This is a genomic window from Oceanimonas sp. CAM02 (assembly GCF_032842915.1).
Classification (GTDB): domain Bacteria; phylum Pseudomonadota; class Gammaproteobacteria; order Enterobacterales; family Aeromonadaceae; genus Oceanimonas; species Oceanimonas smirnovii.
On the sequence record NZ_JAWJBK010000027.1, the window covers coordinates 1 to 20,369 of the forward strand.

At 56.9% G+C, this 20,369-nt stretch carries 16 protein-coding genes and 1 rRNA gene; 13 read left to right on the top strand and 4 right to left on the bottom strand.

Translation table 11 applies throughout. From position 1 onward, the window contains the following. Positions 1-2 precede the first annotated feature (2 nt). The 4 genes from rrf to R0I78_RS08905 all read left to right on the top strand — a co-directional run bounded on the left by rrf (position 3) and on the right by R0I78_RS08905 (position 4,170). A 5S ribosomal RNA gene (gene rrf / locus R0I78_RS08890) occupies positions 3-117 on the top strand. Positions 118-492: 375 nt separating this feature from the next. Continuing rightward, positions 493-1,938, top strand: coding sequence for a nucleobase:cation symporter-2 family protein (locus R0I78_RS08895; RefSeq protein ID WP_317075098.1), 1,446 nt, complete (start codon positions 493-495; stop codon positions 1,936-1,938). 122 nt (positions 1,939-2,060) lie between these two features. Continuing rightward, the gene (locus R0I78_RS08900) at positions 2,061-3,404 is read left to right on the top strand and encodes an 8-oxoguanine deaminase (RefSeq protein ID WP_317075099.1); all 1,344 of its coding nucleotides are present in this window, start codon (positions 2,061-2,063) and stop codon (positions 3,402-3,404) included. Positions 3,405-3,465: 61 nt separating this feature from the next. Beyond that, positions 3,466-4,170, top strand: coding sequence for a phosphatase PAP2 family protein (locus R0I78_RS08905; protein WP_317075100.1), 705 nt, complete (start codon positions 3,466-3,468; stop codon positions 4,168-4,170). A gap of 30 nt (positions 4,171-4,200) precedes the next feature. Here R0I78_RS08905 and R0I78_RS08910 read toward each other — a convergent pair whose 3' ends face one another. Then, positions 4,201-5,376 carry a CinA family nicotinamide mononucleotide deamidase-related protein gene (locus tag R0I78_RS08910; protein ID WP_317075101.1) on the bottom strand — a complete coding sequence of 392 codons (1,176 nt, stop codon included), beginning with the start codon at positions 5,374-5,376 and terminating at the stop codon, positions 4,201-4,203. Between the two features lie 141 nt (positions 5,377-5,517). Between R0I78_RS08910 and metA the strand changes: the two genes are divergently transcribed. Beyond that, positions 5,518-6,471: a homoserine O-succinyltransferase MetA gene (gene metA / locus R0I78_RS08915; RefSeq protein WP_019935080.1), complete on the top strand. Its 954-nt coding sequence runs from the start codon at positions 5,518-5,520 to the stop codon at positions 6,469-6,471. A gap of 31 nt (positions 6,472-6,502) precedes the next feature. Here metA and R0I78_RS08920 read toward each other — a convergent pair whose 3' ends face one another. Beyond that, positions 6,503-7,792: a cation:proton antiporter gene (locus tag R0I78_RS08920; RefSeq protein WP_019935079.1), complete on the bottom strand. Its 1,290-nt coding sequence runs from the start codon at positions 7,790-7,792 to the stop codon at positions 6,503-6,505. A 244-nt stretch (positions 7,793-8,036) separates the two neighbouring features. Here R0I78_RS08920 and metH point away from each other — a divergent pair, with 244 nt between their 5' ends. Both metH and R0I78_RS08930 read left to right on the top strand, forming a co-directional pair. After that, entirely contained in the window at positions 8,037-11,717 is a 3,681-nt protein-coding gene (gene metH, locus R0I78_RS08925; RefSeq protein ID WP_317075102.1) for a methionine synthase, read from the top strand. Between the two features lie 226 nt (positions 11,718-11,943). Then, positions 11,944-13,131 (top strand): D-alanyl-D-alanine carboxypeptidase, encoded by a 1,188-nt coding sequence (locus R0I78_RS08930; RefSeq protein WP_317075103.1) that lies wholly within the window; start codon positions 11,944-11,946, stop codon positions 13,129-13,131. A 500-nt stretch (positions 13,132-13,631) separates the two neighbouring features. Here the strand turns inward: R0I78_RS08930 and R0I78_RS08935 are convergent, their stop codons facing one another. Continuing rightward, positions 13,632-14,087 carry a methylated-DNA--[protein]-cysteine S-methyltransferase gene (locus tag R0I78_RS08935; RefSeq protein ID WP_395545374.1) on the bottom strand — a complete coding sequence of 152 codons (456 nt, stop codon included), beginning with the start codon at positions 14,085-14,087 and terminating at the stop codon, positions 13,632-13,634. A 12-nt stretch (positions 14,088-14,099) separates the two neighbouring features. Then, entirely contained in the window at positions 14,100-14,411 is a 312-nt protein-coding gene (locus R0I78_RS08940; RefSeq protein WP_019935075.1) for a YqfO family protein, read from the bottom strand. A 156-nt stretch (positions 14,412-14,567) separates the two neighbouring features. On the opposite strand from R0I78_RS08940, the gene R0I78_RS08945 reads away from it, so the two are divergent. From R0I78_RS08945 to R0I78_RS08970, 6 genes are read left to right on the top strand one after another with little or no spacing between them, the layout of a single operon-like run. Then, positions 14,568-16,226: a chloride channel protein gene (locus R0I78_RS08945; protein WP_317075104.1), complete on the top strand. Its 1,659-nt coding sequence runs from the start codon at positions 14,568-14,570 to the stop codon at positions 16,224-16,226. Beyond that, complete coding sequence (locus R0I78_RS08950) at positions 16,223-17,332, top strand: ABC transporter permease (RefSeq protein WP_317075105.1); 1,110 nt, start codon at positions 16,223-16,225, stop codon at positions 17,330-17,332. Before R0I78_RS08945 ends, R0I78_RS08950 begins: the two co-directional genes overlap by 4 nt. Beyond that, positions 17,329-18,108 carry an ABC transporter ATP-binding protein gene (locus R0I78_RS08955; protein ID WP_317075106.1) on the top strand — a complete coding sequence of 260 codons (780 nt, stop codon included), beginning with the start codon at positions 17,329-17,331 and terminating at the stop codon, positions 18,106-18,108. The genes R0I78_RS08950 and R0I78_RS08955 overlap by 4 nt, the downstream gene beginning before the upstream one ends. Positions 18,109-18,111: 3 nt before the next feature. Beyond that, positions 18,112-19,029, top strand: coding sequence for an MlaD family protein (locus tag R0I78_RS08960; protein WP_019935071.1), 918 nt, complete (start codon positions 18,112-18,114; stop codon positions 19,027-19,029). Then, positions 19,026-19,616 carry an ABC-type transport auxiliary lipoprotein family protein gene (locus R0I78_RS08965; protein ID WP_317075107.1) on the top strand — a complete coding sequence of 197 codons (591 nt, stop codon included), beginning with the start codon at positions 19,026-19,028 and terminating at the stop codon, positions 19,614-19,616. The genes R0I78_RS08960 and R0I78_RS08965 overlap by 4 nt, the downstream gene beginning before the upstream one ends. Next, positions 19,613-20,368 (top strand): glutaminyl-peptide cyclotransferase, encoded by a 756-nt coding sequence (locus tag R0I78_RS08970; protein WP_019935069.1) that lies wholly within the window; start codon positions 19,613-19,615, stop codon positions 20,366-20,368. Before R0I78_RS08965 ends, R0I78_RS08970 begins: the two co-directional genes overlap by 4 nt. Position 20,369: the final 1 nt, after the last annotated feature.

The following is a 20,369-nucleotide window of genomic DNA, read 5'->3' on the forward strand; positions in this document are numbered from 1 at the left end:
TGCCTGGCGGCCATAGCGTTGTGGAACCACCTGACTCCATGCCGAACTCAGCAGTGAAACGCAACCGCGCCGATGATAGTGTGGCAGCTGCCATGTGAAAGTAGGTCACTGCCAGGCACCCAATAAGAAAAAGCCCTTCACGTTCGTGAAGGGCTTTTTTCGTTTCTGCATCTGATACCCGCTACCCTTTCTATGCTTGCTCCCCAGCTTGTGTATACAATTCTTCTATTCTAATTGATGCATAGCTTTGCTTTTACTGACGTCAATAAAGAGTGTTATAGATCACATTGGTGCAAATCTTGTGTACAAAGAGTTCACATCGATATAACACTTCTGTTTTTTTTACGGTATTATCTATTCATCTCCGCACTCGGTAACAAGCCTTGAAGTGGAGAATGGAGGGTAGTGCCACCGTCTCGACAGGATGTTGGCCAATTAAAAAATGACAGCACTATGGCTGCTCATTGGCAACGATTAACAAAGGGATCTGTTATGACCCAGGAAGCAAACGCCACTCAAGGCAAAAATCACGATCTGCTCTACTCATTACACGACAAGCCCAGTTTCTGGCCGTCTACCTTTGCTGCATTGCAGCACGTACTGGCCAGTCTGGTTGGCGTCATTACTCCCACCCTGATTGTGGGTGGCGCGCTCGGATTGGGTGAACACGTTCCTTATCTGATCAGCATGGCACTCATGGTGTCCGGTGTGGGTACTTTTATTCAGTGTCGCCGCATCGGTCCCGTGGGTGCCGGTATGTTGTGCCTGCAGGGCACCAGCTTCGCGTTTCTGACTGCCGTACTGTCTGCCGGTTTTATTGTTAAAAACCGCGGTGGTACGCCGGAAGATATTCTGGCCACCATCTTTGGTGTGAGCTTCTGTGCCGCCTTTATCGAGATCTTCCTGAGCCGCTTTGTACACAAGCTGCAGAAGATTATTACTCCTGTTGTTACCGGTACCATCATTATTCTTATCGGTATTCCGCTGATTAAAGTAGCCATGACCGACATTGGTGGTGGTTTTGGTGCGCTCAAGACCGATGCCTTCGGCTCGCTCGATAACCTGCTGCTGGCTGGTATTGTGCTGGTAAGTGTTATTCTGCTGAATCGCTCCAAGAATCCCATGGTTCGTCTGGCTGCCGTCGTTATTGGCCTGGCTCTGGGTATGTTGGCTGCCTTCTTTATGGGACGTCTGGATTTCTCCCACGTGGCCAACCTGCCGCTGGTATCCATCCCGGTTCCGTTCAAGTTTGGTTTTCAGTTTGATCTGGCTGCCTTTATCCCGCTGGCCATTCTGTTCTGTGTGAGTGCCATGGAAACCACCGGTGACCTGACTGCCAACTCCACCATCTCCCGTGAGCCGGTGAAAGGTCCGATCTATATCAACCGTATTCGCGGTGGTGTGCTGGGTGACGGTATCAACTCCATGATTGCTGCTGTTTTCAACAGCATGCCCTCTACGACCTTCAGTCAGAACAACGGTGTTATCGCCCTGACTGGTGTGGCCAGCCGCTTTGTCGGACTCTATATTGCTGCCATTCTGTTCATTATGGGTCTGTTCCCCATTATCGGTGGTGTACTGCAGACCATGCCCAAGCCGGTGCTGGGTGGTGCGACTCTGATCATGTTCGGTACAGTGGCAGTCGCCGGTATTCGTGTACTGTCTCAGGCCAACCTGGACCGTCGTAACATGATGATAGTGGCCATTTCAGTAGGTATGGGTATCGGTGTATCCACTGTGCCGGAAGTGCTGCAGGCCCTGCCGGATACTGTAGCCAACATTCTGAGCTCCCCGGTTGCTATGGGTGCCATTACTGCCATCTCTCTGAGCCTGATTCTGCCCGAGGGGCGTACTCAGGACGAGGAAGAAGAGAAAGCGGAAGCTGAAGAAGCGGCTCCGGTGATAGACGGTAAAAAAAAATTAGGTGAGGTTGGTTAATACTCACTGACAAATTGAGCCCGAATAAGCTCAATCCCCTGGCGTACCTTCCCGGATTGTACGTCAGGGGTTTTTACATCCGGGGGATGCGAACTTTCCTGTTATATGGAGTAGAAAGTCTGATGCAAAACCCCAAGACACTCTGGATTAAATCACCCCTTGCCACTCTGGACTCTGCCTGTGCCGGCGGTGTGGTGGTCAGTGACAACACTATTATTGAGCTGGTTGCCAAGGGGGATGTACCCCAGCACTCAATTGATGACACCTTTGATGCCAGCGAGCATGTATTGCTGCCGGGGCTGATTAATGCCCACCATCATTTCTATCAGACCCTGACCCGCGCCCATCCGGTGGCGCTGAACAAGGAGCTGTTTTCCTGGCTGACCTCTCTCTATCCGGTGTGGGCCAAATTGCAGCCGGAAATGATAGCCGTCTCCACGCAAATCGCGCTGACTGAGCTGTTGCTGTCGGGATGTACCACTGCCAATGATCATCATTACCTGTTTCCTCAGGGGCTTGAACAGGCCATTGATATTCAAATGGAGCAAGCTCACAGGCTGGGCGTGCGAGTGCATCTGACCCGGGGTTCCATGAGTCTGGGACAGGAACAGGGCGGATTGCCGCCGCAGTCAACAGTACAGAGTGAAGAGACCATTCTTGCCGACAGTGAGCGACTGATCCATCGTTATCATGACCATGCAGCCGGAGCCATGAGCAGAGTGGCGCTGGCTCCCTGCTCTCCCTTTTCGGTGAGCAGCGAATTAATGAAAGCCTCGGCCCGGCTTGCTGAGCAGCATGATGTGCAATTGCATACTCATTTAGCCGAAACTCACGACGAAACCGAGTTTTGCCAGCGCATGTTTGGTATGCGTCCGGTGGATTACCTGGAGTCAGTAGGCTGGCTTAACAAGCGAACCTGGCTGGCTCATGGCATTCACTTCAATGAAGAAGAAATTATCCGGCTGGGTAAAGCCGGCACTGGCATTGCTCACTGCCCCTCATCCAATATGTTATTGGCTTCAGGTATGTGCCCGACTCTGGATCTGGAAGCTGCCGGTTGTCCGGTAGGCCTGGGAGTAGACGGCTCTGCGTCTAATGACGGATCTAACATGATACTGGAAGTGCGGCAGGCATTACTCCTGCAACGGCTGCGTTATGGTGCCAGTAAAATTACGCATCAAAAGGTACTGAACTGGGCTACCCAAGGGTCGGCTGCCTGTCTGGGACGTGACGATATCGGTGAGATTGCTGTTGGCAAACAGGCTGATCTGGCATTGTTCCGGCTCGATGATATTCAGTTTGCCGGTGCCGGTGATCCGCTGGCAGCACTGGTGCTTTGCGGTGCTCAACGAGCGGACAGGGTCATGGTCGCCGGCCGTTGGCGAGTAACAGAGGGCGCGGTGGAAGGCCTGGATATTGGTGCCTTAAAAGCGCGACAGCGTGAACTGGCAGCACAACTGCGCTAGCACTGGGGACTTTACCAGCGCTTCGTGATATAAATCACGTTTTTATTCGTGGGTATATAAGTTGCGCTGGGATATTAAAGGCTGGTTCGGATTACAGTTGCTGGCACTGATATTGCTTGCCACCTGGTGGCAGGGCTACTGGCTTGGTCTGGATGAGGGAGTATTCTGGTGGTTTAATGAGCGGCTGATAACTGTCCCCGGTTTTGCCGGGCTGGTCGCTTTTGTAAACCAGCGCTGGATAGATGGTGCCATCGCGTTGCTGATGGCACTCTTTGTATTTCGCTATGCCTGGCTGGCATCGGGCAGAGAGCGGGCGCGTATTTGCTGCCTGCTTATTATTATGGCCGGCTCTTTTTCATTGCAGGCAGCGGCAGGCAAGGCATTGCCGGTGAAGCGGCCGAGTCCGACTCTGGCCTATGAGCAAGCGGAGCGGGTCAGCCGGCTGGTGCCGGACATTAAAGCCAAAGACGCCTCGCAAGATTCCTTTCCCAGTGACCACGGTATTGGTTTTGCTACCTTTTTGCTGTTTGCCATTTACCGCTTTCCCCGCCGTTATCTCTATGCAGTCGTGCCTCTGGTGCTGATTCTGGCGATGCCCAGGGTGATGTCGGGAGCGCATTGGTTTACTGACTTTTTCTGTGGTTCCATTCCGCTGGCATTAATCACTGCTGCCTGGTTGTTTCATACTCCGCTGGCACACTGGCTGACTGAAACACTGGTGCGTCCGGCAGAAAAACTGCTGCGGCACTGGCGACTTCAGGGCTAAGCAAAAGGGCGGCGTGACCGCCCTTTGTGATTATTGCGGCAGGCTGATCAGTTCACTGCGGGGAAGTATGTCGTAATCCACAATAACCGGCAGACCTTGCAGCTGCCGGCGCAGCATATCAAAGGCGGCAAAGGCCAGCAGACGGCGGCGCATCAGCGGATCACGAAAATGCATTTTCAGGGTTTGAGCCCGGCAGCCTTCCGGCGTTAATAGCGCCAGAGGAATGCCTTCCGGCCCTTCGGCACCAATGGCCAGAGTGGTGGCCCGGCCGGAGCCTTTCAGCCACTGAGCCAGATCGTCAGCCGTATCAGGCAGTCCCGCCAGATAATGACCCTCAAATTCGCTGGTCAGGGTGTGCAGGGTGTCGGTCAGGCGGCCGCCGCTGGCATCTTCAAATACCACCAGATCCCGGTCGTGCAATTGTGCGGCCAGACCTTCAAACTTCAGCTCGTTACGGGCTACCACATGGCTGCCTACTTGCTCCAGTAACTGGGTTTCAGCAGTTCTGATGGCCTCGCGATTATCAGTGCCGATAATCAGTTTCAGCTCTATGGTAGGAGAGTTAGCTCGATAACCAAGCGTAATGCCGTCAGGCCAGGGCAGCGGATCCAGCCGGTCACTTAAGCCAGACTCAGACAGCCCGAACAAAAAGTAGCGGCGTACCTGGCTCTGACCTCGCTGACCCAGGCGGTTACGCAGCCGGGGCAAAATTTCCTGATCCATCATGTTCTTCAGCTCGGACGGCACCCCCGGAGTAAAGAAAAACAGCGCCCGGTTATATTGCACGGCAAAGCCACAGGCAGTACCAACAGGGTTGTCTACCAGTTCGGCGCCTTCCGGCAGCATGGCTTGCTTGATGTTGCTTTCCGGCATATTACGATTGCGACCGGCGTATTTCTCCTGCATCAGCTTCAGCCATGGTTCATTCAGCACCAGGGGCACGCCGGCGGCTTCGGCCATGGCCTCAGCACTGATATCATCGGAAGTGGGGCCCAGCCCGCCATTGACGATAACCACATCTGCATGGTGGCTACGCTGCTCAAACAGCTCCACCAGATCGGCTTTGTCATCGCCCACGGTAAAGCGCCGGCGCACCTGCCAGCCCTGTTCCAGCAGCCGTTGCGACAGCCAGCCGGCATTGGTATCGGTTATCAGGCCGGTAAGCACTTCATCGCCGGTGCTGATGAGTTCAATCACGGGTTCCATATGCAAATCCTTGAACAAAACTGGCCAAATTCTATCGCATCTGGCAGCAGTAACACAGGTTACTGATGACAAGCAGCGACCCATATTGTAGATTTCTAGATGTCTAGACTTTTCTACCGATGCAGTACATGGAGTAAGCACATGCCCATCAGAATTCCGGATCGCCTGCCGGCGGCCAACGTCCTGAGCCAGGAAAATATCTTCGTGATGACGGAGACGCGCGCGGTTAATCAGGACATACGACCGATGCGGGTGCTGCTGCTCAATTTAATGCCCAAGAAAATTGAAACCGAGAATCAGCTGCTGCGTATGCTGTCGAATTCGCCCCTGCAAATTGGCGTGGATCTGCTGCGCATTGACAACCGGCCTTCCAAAAACACGCCTCAGTCTCATCTGGAGCATTTTTACTTTGATTTTGAGCAGATCAAGGATCAGTTTTACGACGGTTTGATTATCACTGGCGCGCCGCTGGGGCTGACCGATTTTTGTGATGTGGTGTACTGGGACAAAATTGAACAGGTAGTGGAGTGGTCCAAAAGCCATGTGACTTCCACTCTGTTTTTGTGCTGGGCAGCCCAGGCCGGCCTCAAGATTTTGTATGATCTCGACAAACGTACCCGGCTGGAAAAATTATCCGGTGTGTATGAACATCAGAATATGGGGCAGTATGAACCACTGGTGCGTGGTTTTGATGATGTGTTTCTGGCTCCTCACTCCCGCTATGCAGACTTTCCGCTGGACTTGATTCGGGAAAAAACCAACCTCAAGGTACTGGCCGGCTCCGAGCAGGTGGGTATGTATCTGGCGGTAAGCCCGGATCGGCGGCAGGTGTTTGTGACCGGCCACCCGGAATATGACCCCGATACCCTTCATCAGGAATACATGCGGGATCTGTCGGCGGGCATAGAGCCCAGCATGCCGGTGAATTACTATCCCGGCAATAACCCCGATAATGCCCCGCGGGCTACCTGGCGCAGCCATGGTCATCTGCTGTTTTCCAACTGGCTCAACTATCACGTTTATCAGCTGACGCCCTACGATCTGAACACCCTCAGCGCCACCGGCGACACCCTGACCAAAGACTGGGAAGACTGAACATTAAAAAAGGGGCTCACGCCCCTTTTTGTTATTCGATGGGAAAGCCGGCTTTCTCTGCGGCCTTGGCCTTGTTGATCATGGGGGTGATGGTCATGCCCTGCACGATAATCGAGAACAGCACGATGGCGTAGGTCATCATTAATATCAGATCCCGCAGGTCTACCTGACCATCGCTGCCCAGCTTCACCCCCGCCGGAATCGACAGTGCCATTGCCAGTGACAGACCGCCTCGCAGACCGCCCCAGGTAAGAATGCGTACCGAATATTTGTTATAGCTGCGAACCCGGCGAAAGCCGGTATACGGCAGAGCCACACTGAGGAAGCGGCCGGCCAGTACCAGCGGTACCGACAACAATACCAAAATCCAGGCTTGCCAGTGAAACTGTACCAGCAGCATGGCCAGACCAATCAGCAGGAACAGCAGGGCGTTGAGGAATTCGTCCAGCAGGTGCCAGAAGTGATCCAGGTATTTCTGGCTCTGATCCGAAAAGCCGGTATAGCGGGTCCAGTTACCGATAATAATACCTGCCACCACCATGGCCAGGGCACCGGATACACCCAGGACGTTGGCCATGGCAAAACCGGCAGTGGGGACGCACAACGTCATCAGCAGCTCCATGGAGCCATCGTCGGTGGCGCTGATCATAATGTGACACATCAGTCCCAGCAGGGCACCGAAGATGATGCCGCCCACCGCTTCGTGAGTAAACAGGGTCAGCACGGAACCAAAACTGGCCTCGTTGCCGTTAAAGGCCACCGCGAAAATGGTCAGAAAGGCGACCAGGCCGATACCGTCGTTGAACAGCGATTCACCTTCGATCTGAATGGAAATCTGCTCCGGCGCTCCCAGTTTCTTGACAATGGCCAGTACCGCTATGGGATCGGTAGGGGAAATCAGGGTGCCAAACAGCAGGCAGTAAATAAAGGGAATGGGAATGGCAGCGACATAGCCCAGCAGCCAGAGACCACCGGCCACAACAAGCGTGGAGATAAGTACGCCAAAAATGACCAGAATCGAAATTTCCCATTTCTGACTTTTTAATGCGGGCAGATTAATTCCCAGGCCCCCGGCAAACAGCAGAAAGCCAAGGATCCCTTGCAGGAGGAAGGAGCCGAAATCGATAGTTTTAATGACTTCCACCGCATGTTCCTGCAGTCCGGGCCAGGTCGTTTTACCCAGAATCAGCATAAAAACAGAGATGGCAAGAGCGCCGGAGGTAATGGCAATGGTGGTCTGAATTTTCATGATGTACTGATTGACGAAGGCAATGGTGATCGCCATGGCAGCCAAAAAGCACAGAGTGTAATAAACGCTCATGTGAGGGCTCTTCTGAAAGGTTATTTTATTATTTTGCAAGCTTGGTTGGCCGAATATATTCGGTTGCACATAGTTTGCCCTATCAGCCCTGGCTTCACTAGCAAAAATGCCGTGAGGATGTGTATTTTTACACCTTGTTTACCCCCGTAAAACATCAGCCATGCAGATGGCCGGATTTCCGATTGGTTAAATTGTGGTAGCATGAAAGCTGCATACAGGAATCAGGTTGTAACAGGAGTAAGCAGTGTCCAGATCCCCCGTGTTTTCTCAGCTCGAACAGGCTTTGGCCGAACGCATTTTGATCATAGACGGGGGCATGGGCACCATGATCCAGTCACACCGGCTGGACGAGGCCGCCTACCGGGGCGAGCGCTTTGCCGACTGGGGCAGTGATCTCAAGGGCAACAACGATCTGTTGGTGTTGACCCAGCCCGAGATCATCGCCCAAATCCACAGCGATTATTTCGCCGCCGGTGCCGACATAGTGGAAACCAATACCTTTAACGCCACCACCATCGCCATGGCCGACTACCACATGGAAAGTCTGGCGGCGGAGATCAACCTGGAGGCGGCCAGACTGGCGCGCCGGGTGGCCGATGAATGGACCGCCAAGGAGCCCCACAAGCCGCGCTTTGTGGCCGGGGTATTGGGCCCGACCAACCGCACCGCCTCCATCTCGCCGGACGTGAACGACCCCGGCTACCGCAACATCAGCTTTGACCAGCTGGTGGCGGCCTACACCGAGGCCACCGAAGCGCTGATCGACGGCGGTGCCGATCTGCTGATGATCGAGACCATCTTCGATACCCTCAACGCCAAGGCGGCGGTGTTTGCCATTGAAGGGGTGTTTGAGAAGCGTAACGTGCGCCTGCCGGTGATGATTTCCGGCACCATTACCGACGCCTCCGGGCGCACCCTGACTGGCCAGACCACCGAGGCCTTCTATCACTCCCTGCGCCACGCCCAGCCCATCTCCTTTGGCCTGAACTGTGCTCTTGGCCCGGATGAACTGCGCCAGTACGTGGCCGAACTGTCCCGTATCAGCGAGACCTATGTTTCTGCTCACCCTAACGCCGGTCTGCCCAACGCCTTTGGTGAATACGACCTGGACGCCGCCGAGATGGCCGCCCATATTCGCGAGTGGGCCGAAAGTGGTTTCCTCAACCTGGTGGGCGGCTGCTGCGGCTCCACCCCCGAGCATATTCGTGCCATCGCCGAGGCGGTCAAGGGCGTAGCTCCCCGGCCACTGCCCGAGCTGCCGGTGGCCTGCCGGCTGTCCGGCCTGGAGCCGGTGCTGATCACCCCCGAGAGCATGTTCGTCAACGTGGGCGAGCGTACCAACGTGACCGGATCGGCCAAGTTCAAGCGGCTGATCAAGGAAGAGCTCTACGACGAGGCGCTGGAAGTGGCGCTGCAGCAGGTGGAAAACGGCGCCCAGATCATCGACATCAACATGGACGAGGGCATGCTCGACGCCGAGGCCTGCATGGCCCGCTTCCTCAACCTGATCGCTGGTGAGCCCGATATTTCCCGCGTGCCCATCATGATCGACTCTTCAAAGTGGGAAGTGATTGAGGCCGGCCTCAAGTGCATTCAGGGCAAGGGCATCGTCAACTCCATCTCCCTGAAGGAAGGGGAAGCCAAGTTTATCGAGCAGGCCAAACTGGTGCGCCGTTATGGTGCCGCTGTGATCGTCATGGCCTTTGATGAAGTGGGTCAGGCCGACACCCGGGAGCGCAAGTTCGAAATCTGCCAGCGGGCCTACCGGGTGCTGGTGGACAAGGTGGGCTTTCCGCCTGAAGACATTATCTTCGACCCCAATATCTTTGCGGTGGCCACCGGCATCGATGAACACAACAACTATGCGGTCGACTTTATCGAGGCGGTCAAGGACATCAAGGACAACCTGCCTCACGCCATGATCTCCGGCGGCGTGTCCAACGTGTCGTTCTCGTTCCGGGGCAACGAGCCGGTGCGGGAAGCCATTCATGCGGTATTTCTGTATCACGCCATCAAGAACGGCATGGACATGGGTATCGTCAACGCCGGTCAGCTTGCCATCTATGAAGACATCGAGCCCGAGCTGAAGGAGAAGGTGGAGGCGGTGGTGCTCAACCTCAACGATAACGCCACCGAGGCCCTGCTGGAAGTGGCCGAGCGTTATCGCAACAGTGGTGGCCCTGCCAATGACGCCCGGGATCTGGAATGGCGCAGCTGGCCGGTGAACAAGCGCCTTGAGCACGCTCTGGTCAAGGGCCTGACCGACTTTATCGAGGAAGACACCGAAGAGGCCCGCCAGCAGGCGGCGCGCCCGCTGGACGTGATTGAAGGCCCGCTGATGGACGGCATGAACGTGGTCGGCGATCTGTTCGGCGAGGGCAAGATGTTCCTGCCCCAGGTGGTGAAATCGGCCCGGGTGATGAAGCGGGCGGTGGCCTACCTTAACCCCTATATCGAGGCCACCAAGGCGGTGGGTCAGAGCAACGGCAAGATTGTGATGGCCACGGTCAAGGGCGACGTGCACGACATCGGCAAGAACATCGTCGGTGTGGTGTTGCAGTGCAATAACTTTGAGGTGGTGGACCTGGGAGTTATGGTGCCCTGCGAGACCATCCTTAAGACCGCCCGGGAAACCAACGCCGACATGATTGGCCTGTCGGGGCTGATCACCCCGTCACTGGATGAAATGGTACACGTGGCCAAGGAAATGCAGCGTCAGGGCTTCAAGATCCCGCTGCTGATCGGCGGCGCTACCACCTCCAAGGCTCATACCGCGGTCAAGATTGAGCAGAACTACGACGAGCCGGTGGTGTATGTGTCCAACGCTTCCCGCGCCGTGGGCGTGGTGCAGAGCCTGCTGAGTGAGACCAACAAGCCGGCCTTTGTGGCGCGGCTCAATCAGGAATACGAGGTGGTGCGGGATCAGCACGCCCGCAAAAAGCCCCGCACCAAACCGGTGACCCTGGCCGAGGCCCGGGCCAACAAGGTGAACATCGACTGGGACGCTTACACCCCGCCGGTGCCGGTGAAACCGGGCATTCATGAATTCCGCAACGCGCCCATCTCGGTGCTGCGGGAATACATCGACTGGACGCCGTTTTTCCTCACCTGGTCACTGGCGGGCAAGTATCCGCGCATTCTGGAAGACGAGGTGGTGGGTGAAGAAGCCAAACGCTTGTTCGCCGATGCCAACGCCATGCTCGACACCTTGGAGGCAGAGGGTGAGCTGAGCTGTGCCGGGGTGATCGGTCTGTTTCCCGCCAACAGCGTGGGCGACGACGTGGAAATCTACGCCGACGAGTCCCGCTCGCAAGTGCTGCACACGCTGCGCTTTTTGCGTCAGCAGACCGAGAAGAAGGATGGTTTCCCCAACTACTGCCTGGCCGACTATGTGGCGCCCAAGGGCAGCAAGCCGGACTACATCGGCGGCTTTGCGGTCACCGGTGGCATCGGCGAGGACGAGATCGTCAAGCGTTACAAGGATGCTCACGACGATTACAACGCCATCATGGCCAGCGCCGTGGCAGACCGGCTGGCGGAGGCCTTTGCCGAGTACATGCACCTTAAGGTGCGGCGGGAGTACTGGGGCTATGCCCCGGACGAAACGCTCAACAACGACGAGCTGATCCGCGAAAAGTATCAGGGCATTCGTCCGGCGCCGGGCTATCCCGCCTGTCCCGAGCACACCGAAAAAGGCACCCTGTGGCAGTGGCTGGACGTGGAAAACCGCATCGGCATGAAGCTGACCGAGTCCTACGCCATGTGGCCGGGAGCGGCAGTGTCGGGCTTCTATTTCTCCTATCCGGACACCCGCTACTTCGCGGTGGCCCGCATTCAGGAAGACCAGCTGCTGGATTATGCCGCGCGTAAAGGTATGACCAGAGAAGACGCTGAAAAGTGGCTTGCCCCTAACCTGAGTGACTGATGAATCAAAGGCGCCTCTGGCGCCTTTTTGATAAATATTTATCCGTCTTGTTCTGCATCAGTTCAGCAGGGTATATGCTTGTTACTATAAACGGATTTATTAGTGTTAAAAGCTGTGTCTGTGTGCCCTTGCGTCAGGCTGCTGCATCAGGATAAAACTGGTGCTGGACAGTGCTGATTCCCTGGCGTAATTTCAGGCAGCTTTTTAAAAGTGGGAGGAGGTTCCCATGTTTACTGTATCCCGCCCGGGAAAAACTATCTCACAATTACTTGGTTTTTTGCTGCTGGTTTGTCTGACGACTCAGGCTCACGCCAATCCACGTTATGCGGCCATCGTGATCGACGCCGAAAACGGCACAGTACTGCATGCGGCTAATGCTGATGCCAGCCGCTATCCGGCGTCACTCACTAAAATGATGACCCTCTACCTGTTGTTTGATGCCATGGAGCAGGGGCGCATGAGCCTGAATACTGCAATGCCGGTGTCGGCACATGCGGCTTCCATGCCACAAACCAATATTCAGCTCAAAAAAGGCGACAGACTGAAAGTAAAAGATGCCATTCCGGCGTTGATAGTACGCTCGGCCAATGACGTGGCTGTGGTGGTGGCCGAGGCCCTGGGGGGGAGCGAGAGCGCCTTTGCCAAACGTATGACGGCCAAGGCCAGAGAGCTGAAAATGTACAATACCACCTTTCGTAATGCCTCGGGCCTGCCCGACAGCCAGCAAATTTCCACTGCCCGGGATTTGGCTACCCTGTCGTTGCGGCTGATGAAGGATTACCCGGGCTATTATCATTATTTTTCCACCACGTCCTTTACCTATAAGGGTAAAACCTACCATAGCCATAATCGCATGGTGCAGAATGCGCCCGGGGTGGATGGCATGAAGACCGGTTATATTCGTGCGTCCGGCTTTAATGTGGCGACCTCGGCATTGCGGGATGATCGCCGTGTGGTAGGTGTGGTGATGGGGGGTAAAACCGCTCAGTCCCGGGATCAGCATATGGCTTCACTGATTGACCGCAGCATAGGGCGTGCTACTCAGGTTGCCAGGGTAACGCAGGTGCCTGCTGCCGATCGACTGGTCGTTCGTACGCGCACTGTGCGCCAGACAGTAAAACAAGCGCCGAATACTCAGCCACCTCAAGTCCCGGCGGCTGATCCTTTATTTCATGGGGACTGGGCAGTACAAATTGGCTCTTTCCGTATGCCGGAGCAGGCCAGGGACAGAGCCTCGGATGCTGCACGCCGGCTGGGTGATCTGGCGCAGGCCAGGGCGGCTGTTACTGAAGTGGAAATCAGCAACCGGACCCTGTTTCGTGCCCGCCTGATAGGTTTTGAAGAAAAGCAGGCACAGAATGCCTGTCAGCACCTGTCCCGGCAAGGGATGGATTGTCTGGTAGTTCGGCTCTGAGTCCGCATCAGGCGTAGTGCGTAAATACGAAAAAAGGGCAACATTGCTGTTGCCCTTTTTTCGGTCGTCCTGACGGCTCTGTTCCGTGAACCTGATGGCTCCCTGCCATATCCCTGACTGTATTTCACTCCGTGAAATGGTCCGCTTCCCGATCCTTCGGTGTGTCCTGGTCGTTCCTGACCGCGTGTCGTCCTGACCCGCTTCACATCTTCAACCCTGAAGGTGTCCTTGCCGCCTTTCCCGGCGGTGTCCTTGTGCCATTCCTGGCCGGCCTTTCTTCCTGAGAGGCCCTGTGCTTCCTTGCGAGAAGAATAGTAACCCGAACCGGCAATACCGAAAGTCCGGTTTTCAGGCTGACTAAAGTGTCAGGAATGGTTAATAAATGGCATCTTGCTGAATGTAAAGGTGAAAATTTATTCTTTAAGGACTTTGGCCGCATCACAAAAGCATATTATCTGAAGTCAGCTTGAGAGATCTCGCACAAAGCAGCGGGGTTATTGTCAGACTTTGGTCTCATGGTCCAGTAACCAGCGCTTACGTGTCAGGCCACCGGCATAGCCGATAAGGCTGCCATTGGCACCAATGACCCGGTGGCAGGGAATGATAATGGGAATGGGATTGCGGCCATTGGCGGCACCGACGGCCCGCACGGCCCTGGGATTGCCGATGGCAACAGCAATATCGCGGTAACTGCGTTTTTCACCCCAGGGAATGGTTAACAGCGCTTGCCATACTTGCTGCTGAAAAGGTGTGCCGGCAGGGGCCAGTGGCAGCGAAAAGCGGGTGAGCTCGCCGGCAAAATAGGCATTCAGCTGATCACAGGTTTGTGCCAGCAAAGGGCTGGCCGGAGCAGTGGCCGCTAATGGCTTATCGAGAAAAAGAATGCGGGTGATGGCCTCGTCATTGGCTTCAATACGCAATGGACCACAGGGGCTGGGCAAAACGGTATATATCATGATGTGCCACCTTTAAAGCTTGGCCAGCGGCCAGACATCGTAGGCCGGCTCTTCATAAGGGTGAGCGGCGCGTAGTGCTTTCACCGCCGCTTGAATCAGAGAATCTTCGCAAACCAGCTCAATGCGCAGCTCATCCACCCGCTCCAGCTCGCCGGCTGTGCCCAGAAAGGGGTTGGCACCGGCCAAAGGGCGAAACTGACCTTGCCCGCGCGTTTCAAAACAGCACTGGTCATAATCACCGATTTTGCCGGCACCGGTGGCAAACACCGCCTGTTTCACCGCATCGGCATGGGTTTCAGGAACAAAAAATACCAGCTTGTACATGATGTCTCCCTGTTATGGCCGGGGTTAAGGGGGTGTGCAAGAGTGGGCGTTAACGTTCGAAGTATGTGAAATATAACAGAATTCCTTGCTTCAAGAGTGGTTTATTCCACACAGGGAGTGAATAATGAATGTTCCTGACGCGATCGGAACTGGCTCATGAATCAAGCACGCAACCTGATCCGCCGGCTGTTTTCACGGCATACCGGCAGCTTGCTGCCACTGGTGATGCTGGGCGTCTTAACCGGCATCGCAGCCAGTTTGGTAATGATGAGTTTTTTGCTGATTCTTAATGCCACCCTGGGTGGCCTTAACGGTAATAATCTGGAAGACTTCGAGTCACTGGCCTGGTACTGGCAGCTGGGGCTGCCGGTGCTGGGCAGCGCCTTGCTGATCCTGTTATATCATTTCACTCCCCGGAACTGGCAGTCGGTAGGGCTGGCCTATGTACTGGAGCGGCTGCAGTTCGGGCAGGGACGCATTCCTGCCGGCAATATCGGCTTTCAGTTCGTGGCCGCTCTTGTTGCCCTTGGCTCGGGTCACAGTGTGGGCCGGGAAGGGCCTGCTGTACATATGGGGGCGGGCATTGCCAGCCAGGTGGGGCAAGTGACCGGCAGGCCACCCAGCCAGCTACGGCTGTTGCTGGGGTGCGGAACGGCAGCGGCCATTTCTGCTGCCTTTAATACGCCCCTGGCGGGTGTGCTGTTTGCCATGGAAGTGGTGTTGATGGAATACAGCCTGCTGGGGTTTGCGCCCATTATTGCAGCCGCCATCACTGCGTCGGCCCTGACCGGCGCGTTGTTGGGAGAGCACGCCATTCTGGAGCCGGTTCAGCTGTCGCTGGCATCCTATCAGGACATTCCGGGCCTGTTGATCACCGGTTTGTGGGTGGGGCTGCTGGCCGTCTTGTTTCAGCGGCTGGTACTGGTATTTGTTCGCGTTCCGCTTAAGTCCCGGTCGCTCAGACTGTTGCTGGCGGGCATTATTACCGGTGTGCTGGCGCTGGCTGCGCCACAAATTCTCGGTTCCGGCTACGACACCATCAATATTATGCTGAACGAGGGCCTGCCCTGGCTGCTGTTACTGGTGATACTGGCAGGCAAACTGCTGGCCACGGCAGCGGCCATCGGTCTGGGCGTGCCCGGCGGCCAGATTGCGCCTACCCTGATGCTGGGTGTTTGCGCCGGCGGTATAGCCGGGGCGCTTATTCCGGGCACTTCGGATCCGGCACTTTATGCGTTGCTTGGCATGGCTGCCATGATGAGTGCCGTCCTTCATGCGCCGCTGGCTGCCATTGCCACCGTGCTGGAGCTGTCGCTCAGTGCCGAGTCCATGTTACCGGCCATGATAGTGGTGCTGGGAGCCAACCTGTTGTGCCAGCATGGTTTTCATCTTCCTTCGCTGGTTATCACTCAGCTTCGCGTGCGTGGGCAGGAGCTGCAAACTCATCCAGTGCGCACGGCGCTGGCTCAGCGTTATCTGTCGGAGCTGGCCGATATGAGCCTGGTGCACTGGAACGGAAAGGGAGTACCACCTGTCACCAGAGCCCCGGTGCTGATAGTGCAGCGAGATCAGCATTACTATTTGCTGGCCGCAGCCCAGCTTGACGAAAACACCAGTGCCGAAGAGCTGGACAAGCTGCTGACTCCAGGCCGCCGGTTACAGCTGCTGGAGCAGGATATGTCGTTATTGGAAGCCCTGCGCAGTCTGCAAGGTGAGCCCGGTGCCGGCTTTCTGGTGCCGGTTCGGCGCGGTCAGGGGCTGGTCACCCGCAGCCGCCTGGTACGCATGCTGACAGAAGAAGGAGGCTTATATTGAGTACACAAAAACCGGGCTGGCAACTGTCGGCAAACCGGTTGAGCCTGACGGGAGACTGGACTCTGGCGCATTATGCATATTTGCAGCAGATCCTGCAGCCGCTGCCGGCGGAGCAGGTCACAGCGCTGGAAGCAGCAGGTCTGACCCGGCTGGATACCGCGGGTGCCGGCCTGTTGTGGCAACAACTGGGTAGTGGCCTGCCGGTATTGGCGCAGCAGGCCGAAAATCTGAGTGACAAGCAGACATCGTTGTTACTGGCAGTTACGGAAGTGATGGCGCAGCGTGAGCCGGTGCCGGCGGCCATGTCCCGCTGGAGTGACGGGCTGGCCCGGCTGGGACAGCGCGTGGACCGGGGCTGGCTGCAGGGCAAGATGCTGCTGGGATTTACCGGCCTGACTCTGACCACGGCAGCGGGGCTGATGTTCCGGCCATCTCAGTGGCGCATCACTGCGTTGGTGGCACAGATGCAGCAGTGTGGGCTGAATGCGGTGCCCATAGTGGCGCTGCTGACCTTTCTGGTGGGGGCCGTGGTAGCCTTTCTCGGCGCTACCGTGCTGGAGAACTTCGGTGCCACCATCTATACGGTAGATCTGGTGGCTTACAGTTTTATGCGTGAGTTTGGTGTGCTGCTGACGGCTATTTTGCTGGCCGGCCGCACCGCCAGTGCTTTTACTGCCCAGCTGGGTGCCATGAAAGTGAATCAGGAGCTGGATGCTCTGCGCGCACAGGGGCTGGATCCCGTGGCGCTGTTGGTGTTACCCCGATTGCTGGCGTTATTGCTGACCCTGCCGTTACTGGCGTTTATTGCCGTGCTCAGCGGTCTGCTTGGTGGTGCTCTGGTGGGCATGTTGTCGCTGGATATTTCGCTGACTCAGTATTTGGCCATAGTACAGCAGGTGCCCTTGCAGCATTTGCTGGTAGGACTGGGCAAGGCGCCCGTGTTTGCGGTGCTGATTGCGCTTATCGGCTGCCTGGAAGGGTTCAAGGTTTCGGGCAGCGCTCAGTCGGTAGGGGAACACACCACCTCCAGTGTGGTGCAGTCCATTTTTGTGGTGATATTGCTGGATGCGGTGGCGGCGCTGTTTTTAATGGAGATGGGCTGGTGACGGACGCCCTTATTCGCGTGCGGGGCTTGCGCAATTGCTTTGGCTCCCAGGTGGTGCACGAGCAGCTGGATCTGGATGTGATGCCGGGAGAAATTCTGGGGCTGGTGGGGGGATCCGGCAGTGGCAAGTCGGTACTGCTGCGTTCCATTATTGGCCTGCATCGTCCCGATGCCGGCGAAGTACGCCTGTGGCAGCAGGATCTGCTGACCCTGCCGGCGACAGAACGCAGCCAGCTGGAACGGCGTATGGGAGTTCTGTTTCAGAACGGTGCTTTGTTTTCTTCGCTCACTGTGCTGGAAAACGTGGCTTTGCCGCTGGTGGAGCATGCCGGCCTGAGCTGGCAGCAGGCAGTAAAGCTGGCCGATATCAAGCTGGCACTGGCAGGCTTGCCGGCACTGGCGGGGCATCGTTATCCGGCCAATCTGTCCGGTGGTATGGTCAAGCGGGCCGCGCTGGCCCGGGCGCTGGCGCTGGATCCCCAGGTTCTGTTTCTGGATGAGCCCACCGCAGGGCTGGATCCGGTCTCTGCCTCGGCGTTTGATCGTCTGTTGCTGACATTACGCAATGCACTGGATTTGACGGTGGTGCTGGTCACTCATGATCTGGATACCCTTTATACCTGTTGCGACCGGGTGGCGGTGCTGGGGCGAAAGCGGGTACAGACGGTGGGACAGCTGACGCAGGTAGCGGCCTTTGATGATCCCTGGATTCAGGATTATTTTCACGGCCCGCGGGGCAGAGCGGCACAATATGCTGCTCAAGGTAATAAGGAGTAACCCATGGAAACCCGGGCTCATCACGTACTGGTGGGATTGTTTACCCTGCTGACAGCTGCGGCAACCCTGCTGTTTGCGCTTTGGCTGGCCAAAATGGGAGATAACAGCGAGCTGCGCCGCTATGACATCGTGTTTACCGAGCCGGTATCCGGGCTGTCGGTAGGCAGTGCCGTGCAATATAGCGGTATTCGTGTGGGTGAGGTAGAAAGCCTGACCCTGAATCCGCGGGATCCCCGTCAGGTGCGAGCCCGGGTGCGTATTGCCGCCGATGCGCCGGTGAAAACCGACACGCAGGCACGGCTGGCGCTGGCCAACATTACCGGTGCTGCCAATATTGCGCTCAGCCACGGCTCGCCTGACAGTCCGCTGTTATTGCAGAATGAGGATGATATTCCGGTAATACGGGCGGAGCCTTCCCCCCTTACTCAGCTCAGAGTCAGTACTGAAGAGCTGCTGGTGGGGCTGAATACGCTACTGGAGAATGCCAATCGTCTGCTGACCCCGCAAAATGCCGAACACGTTACGCATATTTTAGCCAGCCTGGACACAGTAACCGCTGGGCTGGCACAGCAGCAAGGCAGCCTGCAGCAAGGAGTCACTTCGCTGACCGATGCCGCCCGCCGGCTGGATGCGCTGATGGTTCGGCTCGATACTCAGCTGGCCCGTCATGGTGAGCCGCTGCTGGCCAACACCGCCGCCACCGCTGCCAGCCTGCAGCGTCTGAGCGAGCGGCTGGAGCAATTGCTTGCCCGGCAGCAGCCGGCGCTGGAAGCGGGCGCGCAGGGGCTGGCGGGTGTGGAGCCGGCCCTGCGTGAGCTGCGCCGAACCCTGCGAACCCTGGGTGATGTGACCCGACAGCTGCAGCAGGACCCGGCCGGCACCTTGCTGGAACGTGAGCAAATGGAGGTGTTTGAGCCATGAAACAAATCATGCTTCTGCTGTTTATATTGGGACTGACAGCCTGCTCGGTATTACCGCCGGCTCAGCCGGTCAGCCAGTACCGGCTGGCACCGGCCGCCCCGGTGGCTGAACAGGCCTCGCTCACGTTGAAAGGGCTGCGCCTGGCCCGGCCTCAGGCAGTGGGCGTGCACACCGGCAACCGTTTGTTGGTGCTGACCGGGCAGCAGTCTTATCAGGCCTATGGCGATGCGCGCTGGAATGCGCCCATGCCGTTGCTGTGGCAAGACTGGCTGCTGGATGCCCTGTGGCAGGATGGCCGTTTTGATGCTCTCAGCCGGGAAGAAGACAGCATGCAGGCAGACTGGGAGCTGGCGGGCACCTTGCGTGCCTTTGAGGTGGATGTCAGCCAGGGCCGGCCCCAGGCCCTGATCCGCTTTGACGCCCAGCTGTTGCGCACCAGCGACCGGCGCATTGTGGCCAGCCGTCGTTTTGAGCAGCGGGCCGAGCTGGCCAGCCGCGATGCAGCTGCGGCCGTGGCGGGACTGAGCCAGGCCGCCAATCGGCTGGCTGCCGAGCTGAGCCACTGGCTGCTGATCCAGACGCCATGACGCGGCGGCTGCTGTGGCTGCTATATTGGTTGGCGGCACCGCTGCCGGCGGCGGAGGCACTCAAGGTGGAAGTGCTGCAGAGCCTGCCGCACGATATTCGTGCCTTTACACAGGGGCTGGAGTGGCATGAGGGCCTTCTGTATCAAAGCACCGGCCTGTATGGCCAGTCCAGTATCAGGGTGCTGAATGCCGGTAACGGTAAGCTGAAGCAACAGCGGCCTTTGTCCGGTAGTCTGTTCGGCGAAGGCATTACTCGAGTGGATAACCGCTTGATCCAGCTGACCTGGAAAGAAGGCCGGGCGCTGGTATGGCGGTTGCCTGAGCTTGCCATGGAAAGCGGCTTTACCTATGAGGGAGAAGGCTGGGGCCTGTGTTATGACGGCAGGCACTTATGGATGAGCGACGGCTCGGCCAGTTTACAGCAGCGCCGCCTTAGTGACTTTGGCCTGCAGCAGCGGCTGCCGGTGACCCTGAATGGCAAGCTTCAATATCAGCTGAATGCCCTGGCCTGTGTGGGCGAGCATATTTACGCCAATGTGTGGAAGCAGAGCCATATTTTACGTATTCACAAGGCCAGCGGCAGGGTTGATGGTGTGATTGATGCCACGGCGCTGCTGCCTTTGAGTGGTCGCATCAAGGATGCCGATGCGGTACTGAATGGCATTGCCCATGACCCACAAACCGGTGATTTTTACCTCACCGGCAAGTGGTGGTCCAGATTGTTCAGGGTTCGTTTTGTGCCGGCTGACTGAG

Bases quoted from the DNA above. Each gene is read 5' to 3' on its own strand.
- R0I78_RS08945 (WP_317075104.1), top strand. From the start codon at position 14,568: ATGAATCAAGCACGCAACCTGATCCGCCGGCTGTTTTCACGGCATACC.
- R0I78_RS08940 (WP_019935075.1), bottom strand. From the start codon at position 14,411: ATGTACAAGCTGGTATTTTTTGTTCCTGAAACCCATGCCGATGCGGTG.
- R0I78_RS08900 (WP_317075099.1), top strand. From the start codon at position 2,061: ATGCAAAACCCCAAGACACTCTGGATTAAATCACCCCTTGCCACTCTG.
- R0I78_RS08930 (WP_317075103.1), top strand. From the start codon at position 11,944: ATGTTTACTGTATCCCGCCCGGGAAAAACTATCTCACAATTACTTGGT.
- R0I78_RS08970 (WP_019935069.1), top strand. From the start codon at position 19,613: ATGACGCGGCGGCTGCTGTGGCTGCTATATTGGTTGGCGGCACCGCTG.
- metA (WP_019935080.1), top strand. From the start codon at position 5,518: ATGCCCATCAGAATTCCGGATCGCCTGCCGGCGGCCAACGTCCTGAGC.
- R0I78_RS08895 (WP_317075098.1), top strand. From the start codon at position 493: ATGACCCAGGAAGCAAACGCCACTCAAGGCAAAAATCACGATCTGCTC.
- R0I78_RS08960 (WP_019935071.1), top strand. From the start codon at position 18,112: ATGGAAACCCGGGCTCATCACGTACTGGTGGGATTGTTTACCCTGCTG.
- R0I78_RS08920 (WP_019935079.1), bottom strand. From the start codon at position 7,792: ATGAGCGTTTATTACACTCTGTGCTTTTTGGCTGCCATGGCGATCACC.
- R0I78_RS08910 (WP_317075101.1), bottom strand. From the start codon at position 5,376: ATGGAACCCGTGATTGAACTCATCAGCACCGGCGATGAAGTGCTTACC.
- R0I78_RS08935 (WP_395545374.1), bottom strand. From the start codon at position 14,087: ATGATATATACCGTTTTGCCCAGCCCCTGTGGTCCATTGCGTATTGAA.
- R0I78_RS08965 (WP_317075107.1), top strand. From the start codon at position 19,026: ATGAAACAAATCATGCTTCTGCTGTTTATATTGGGACTGACAGCCTGC.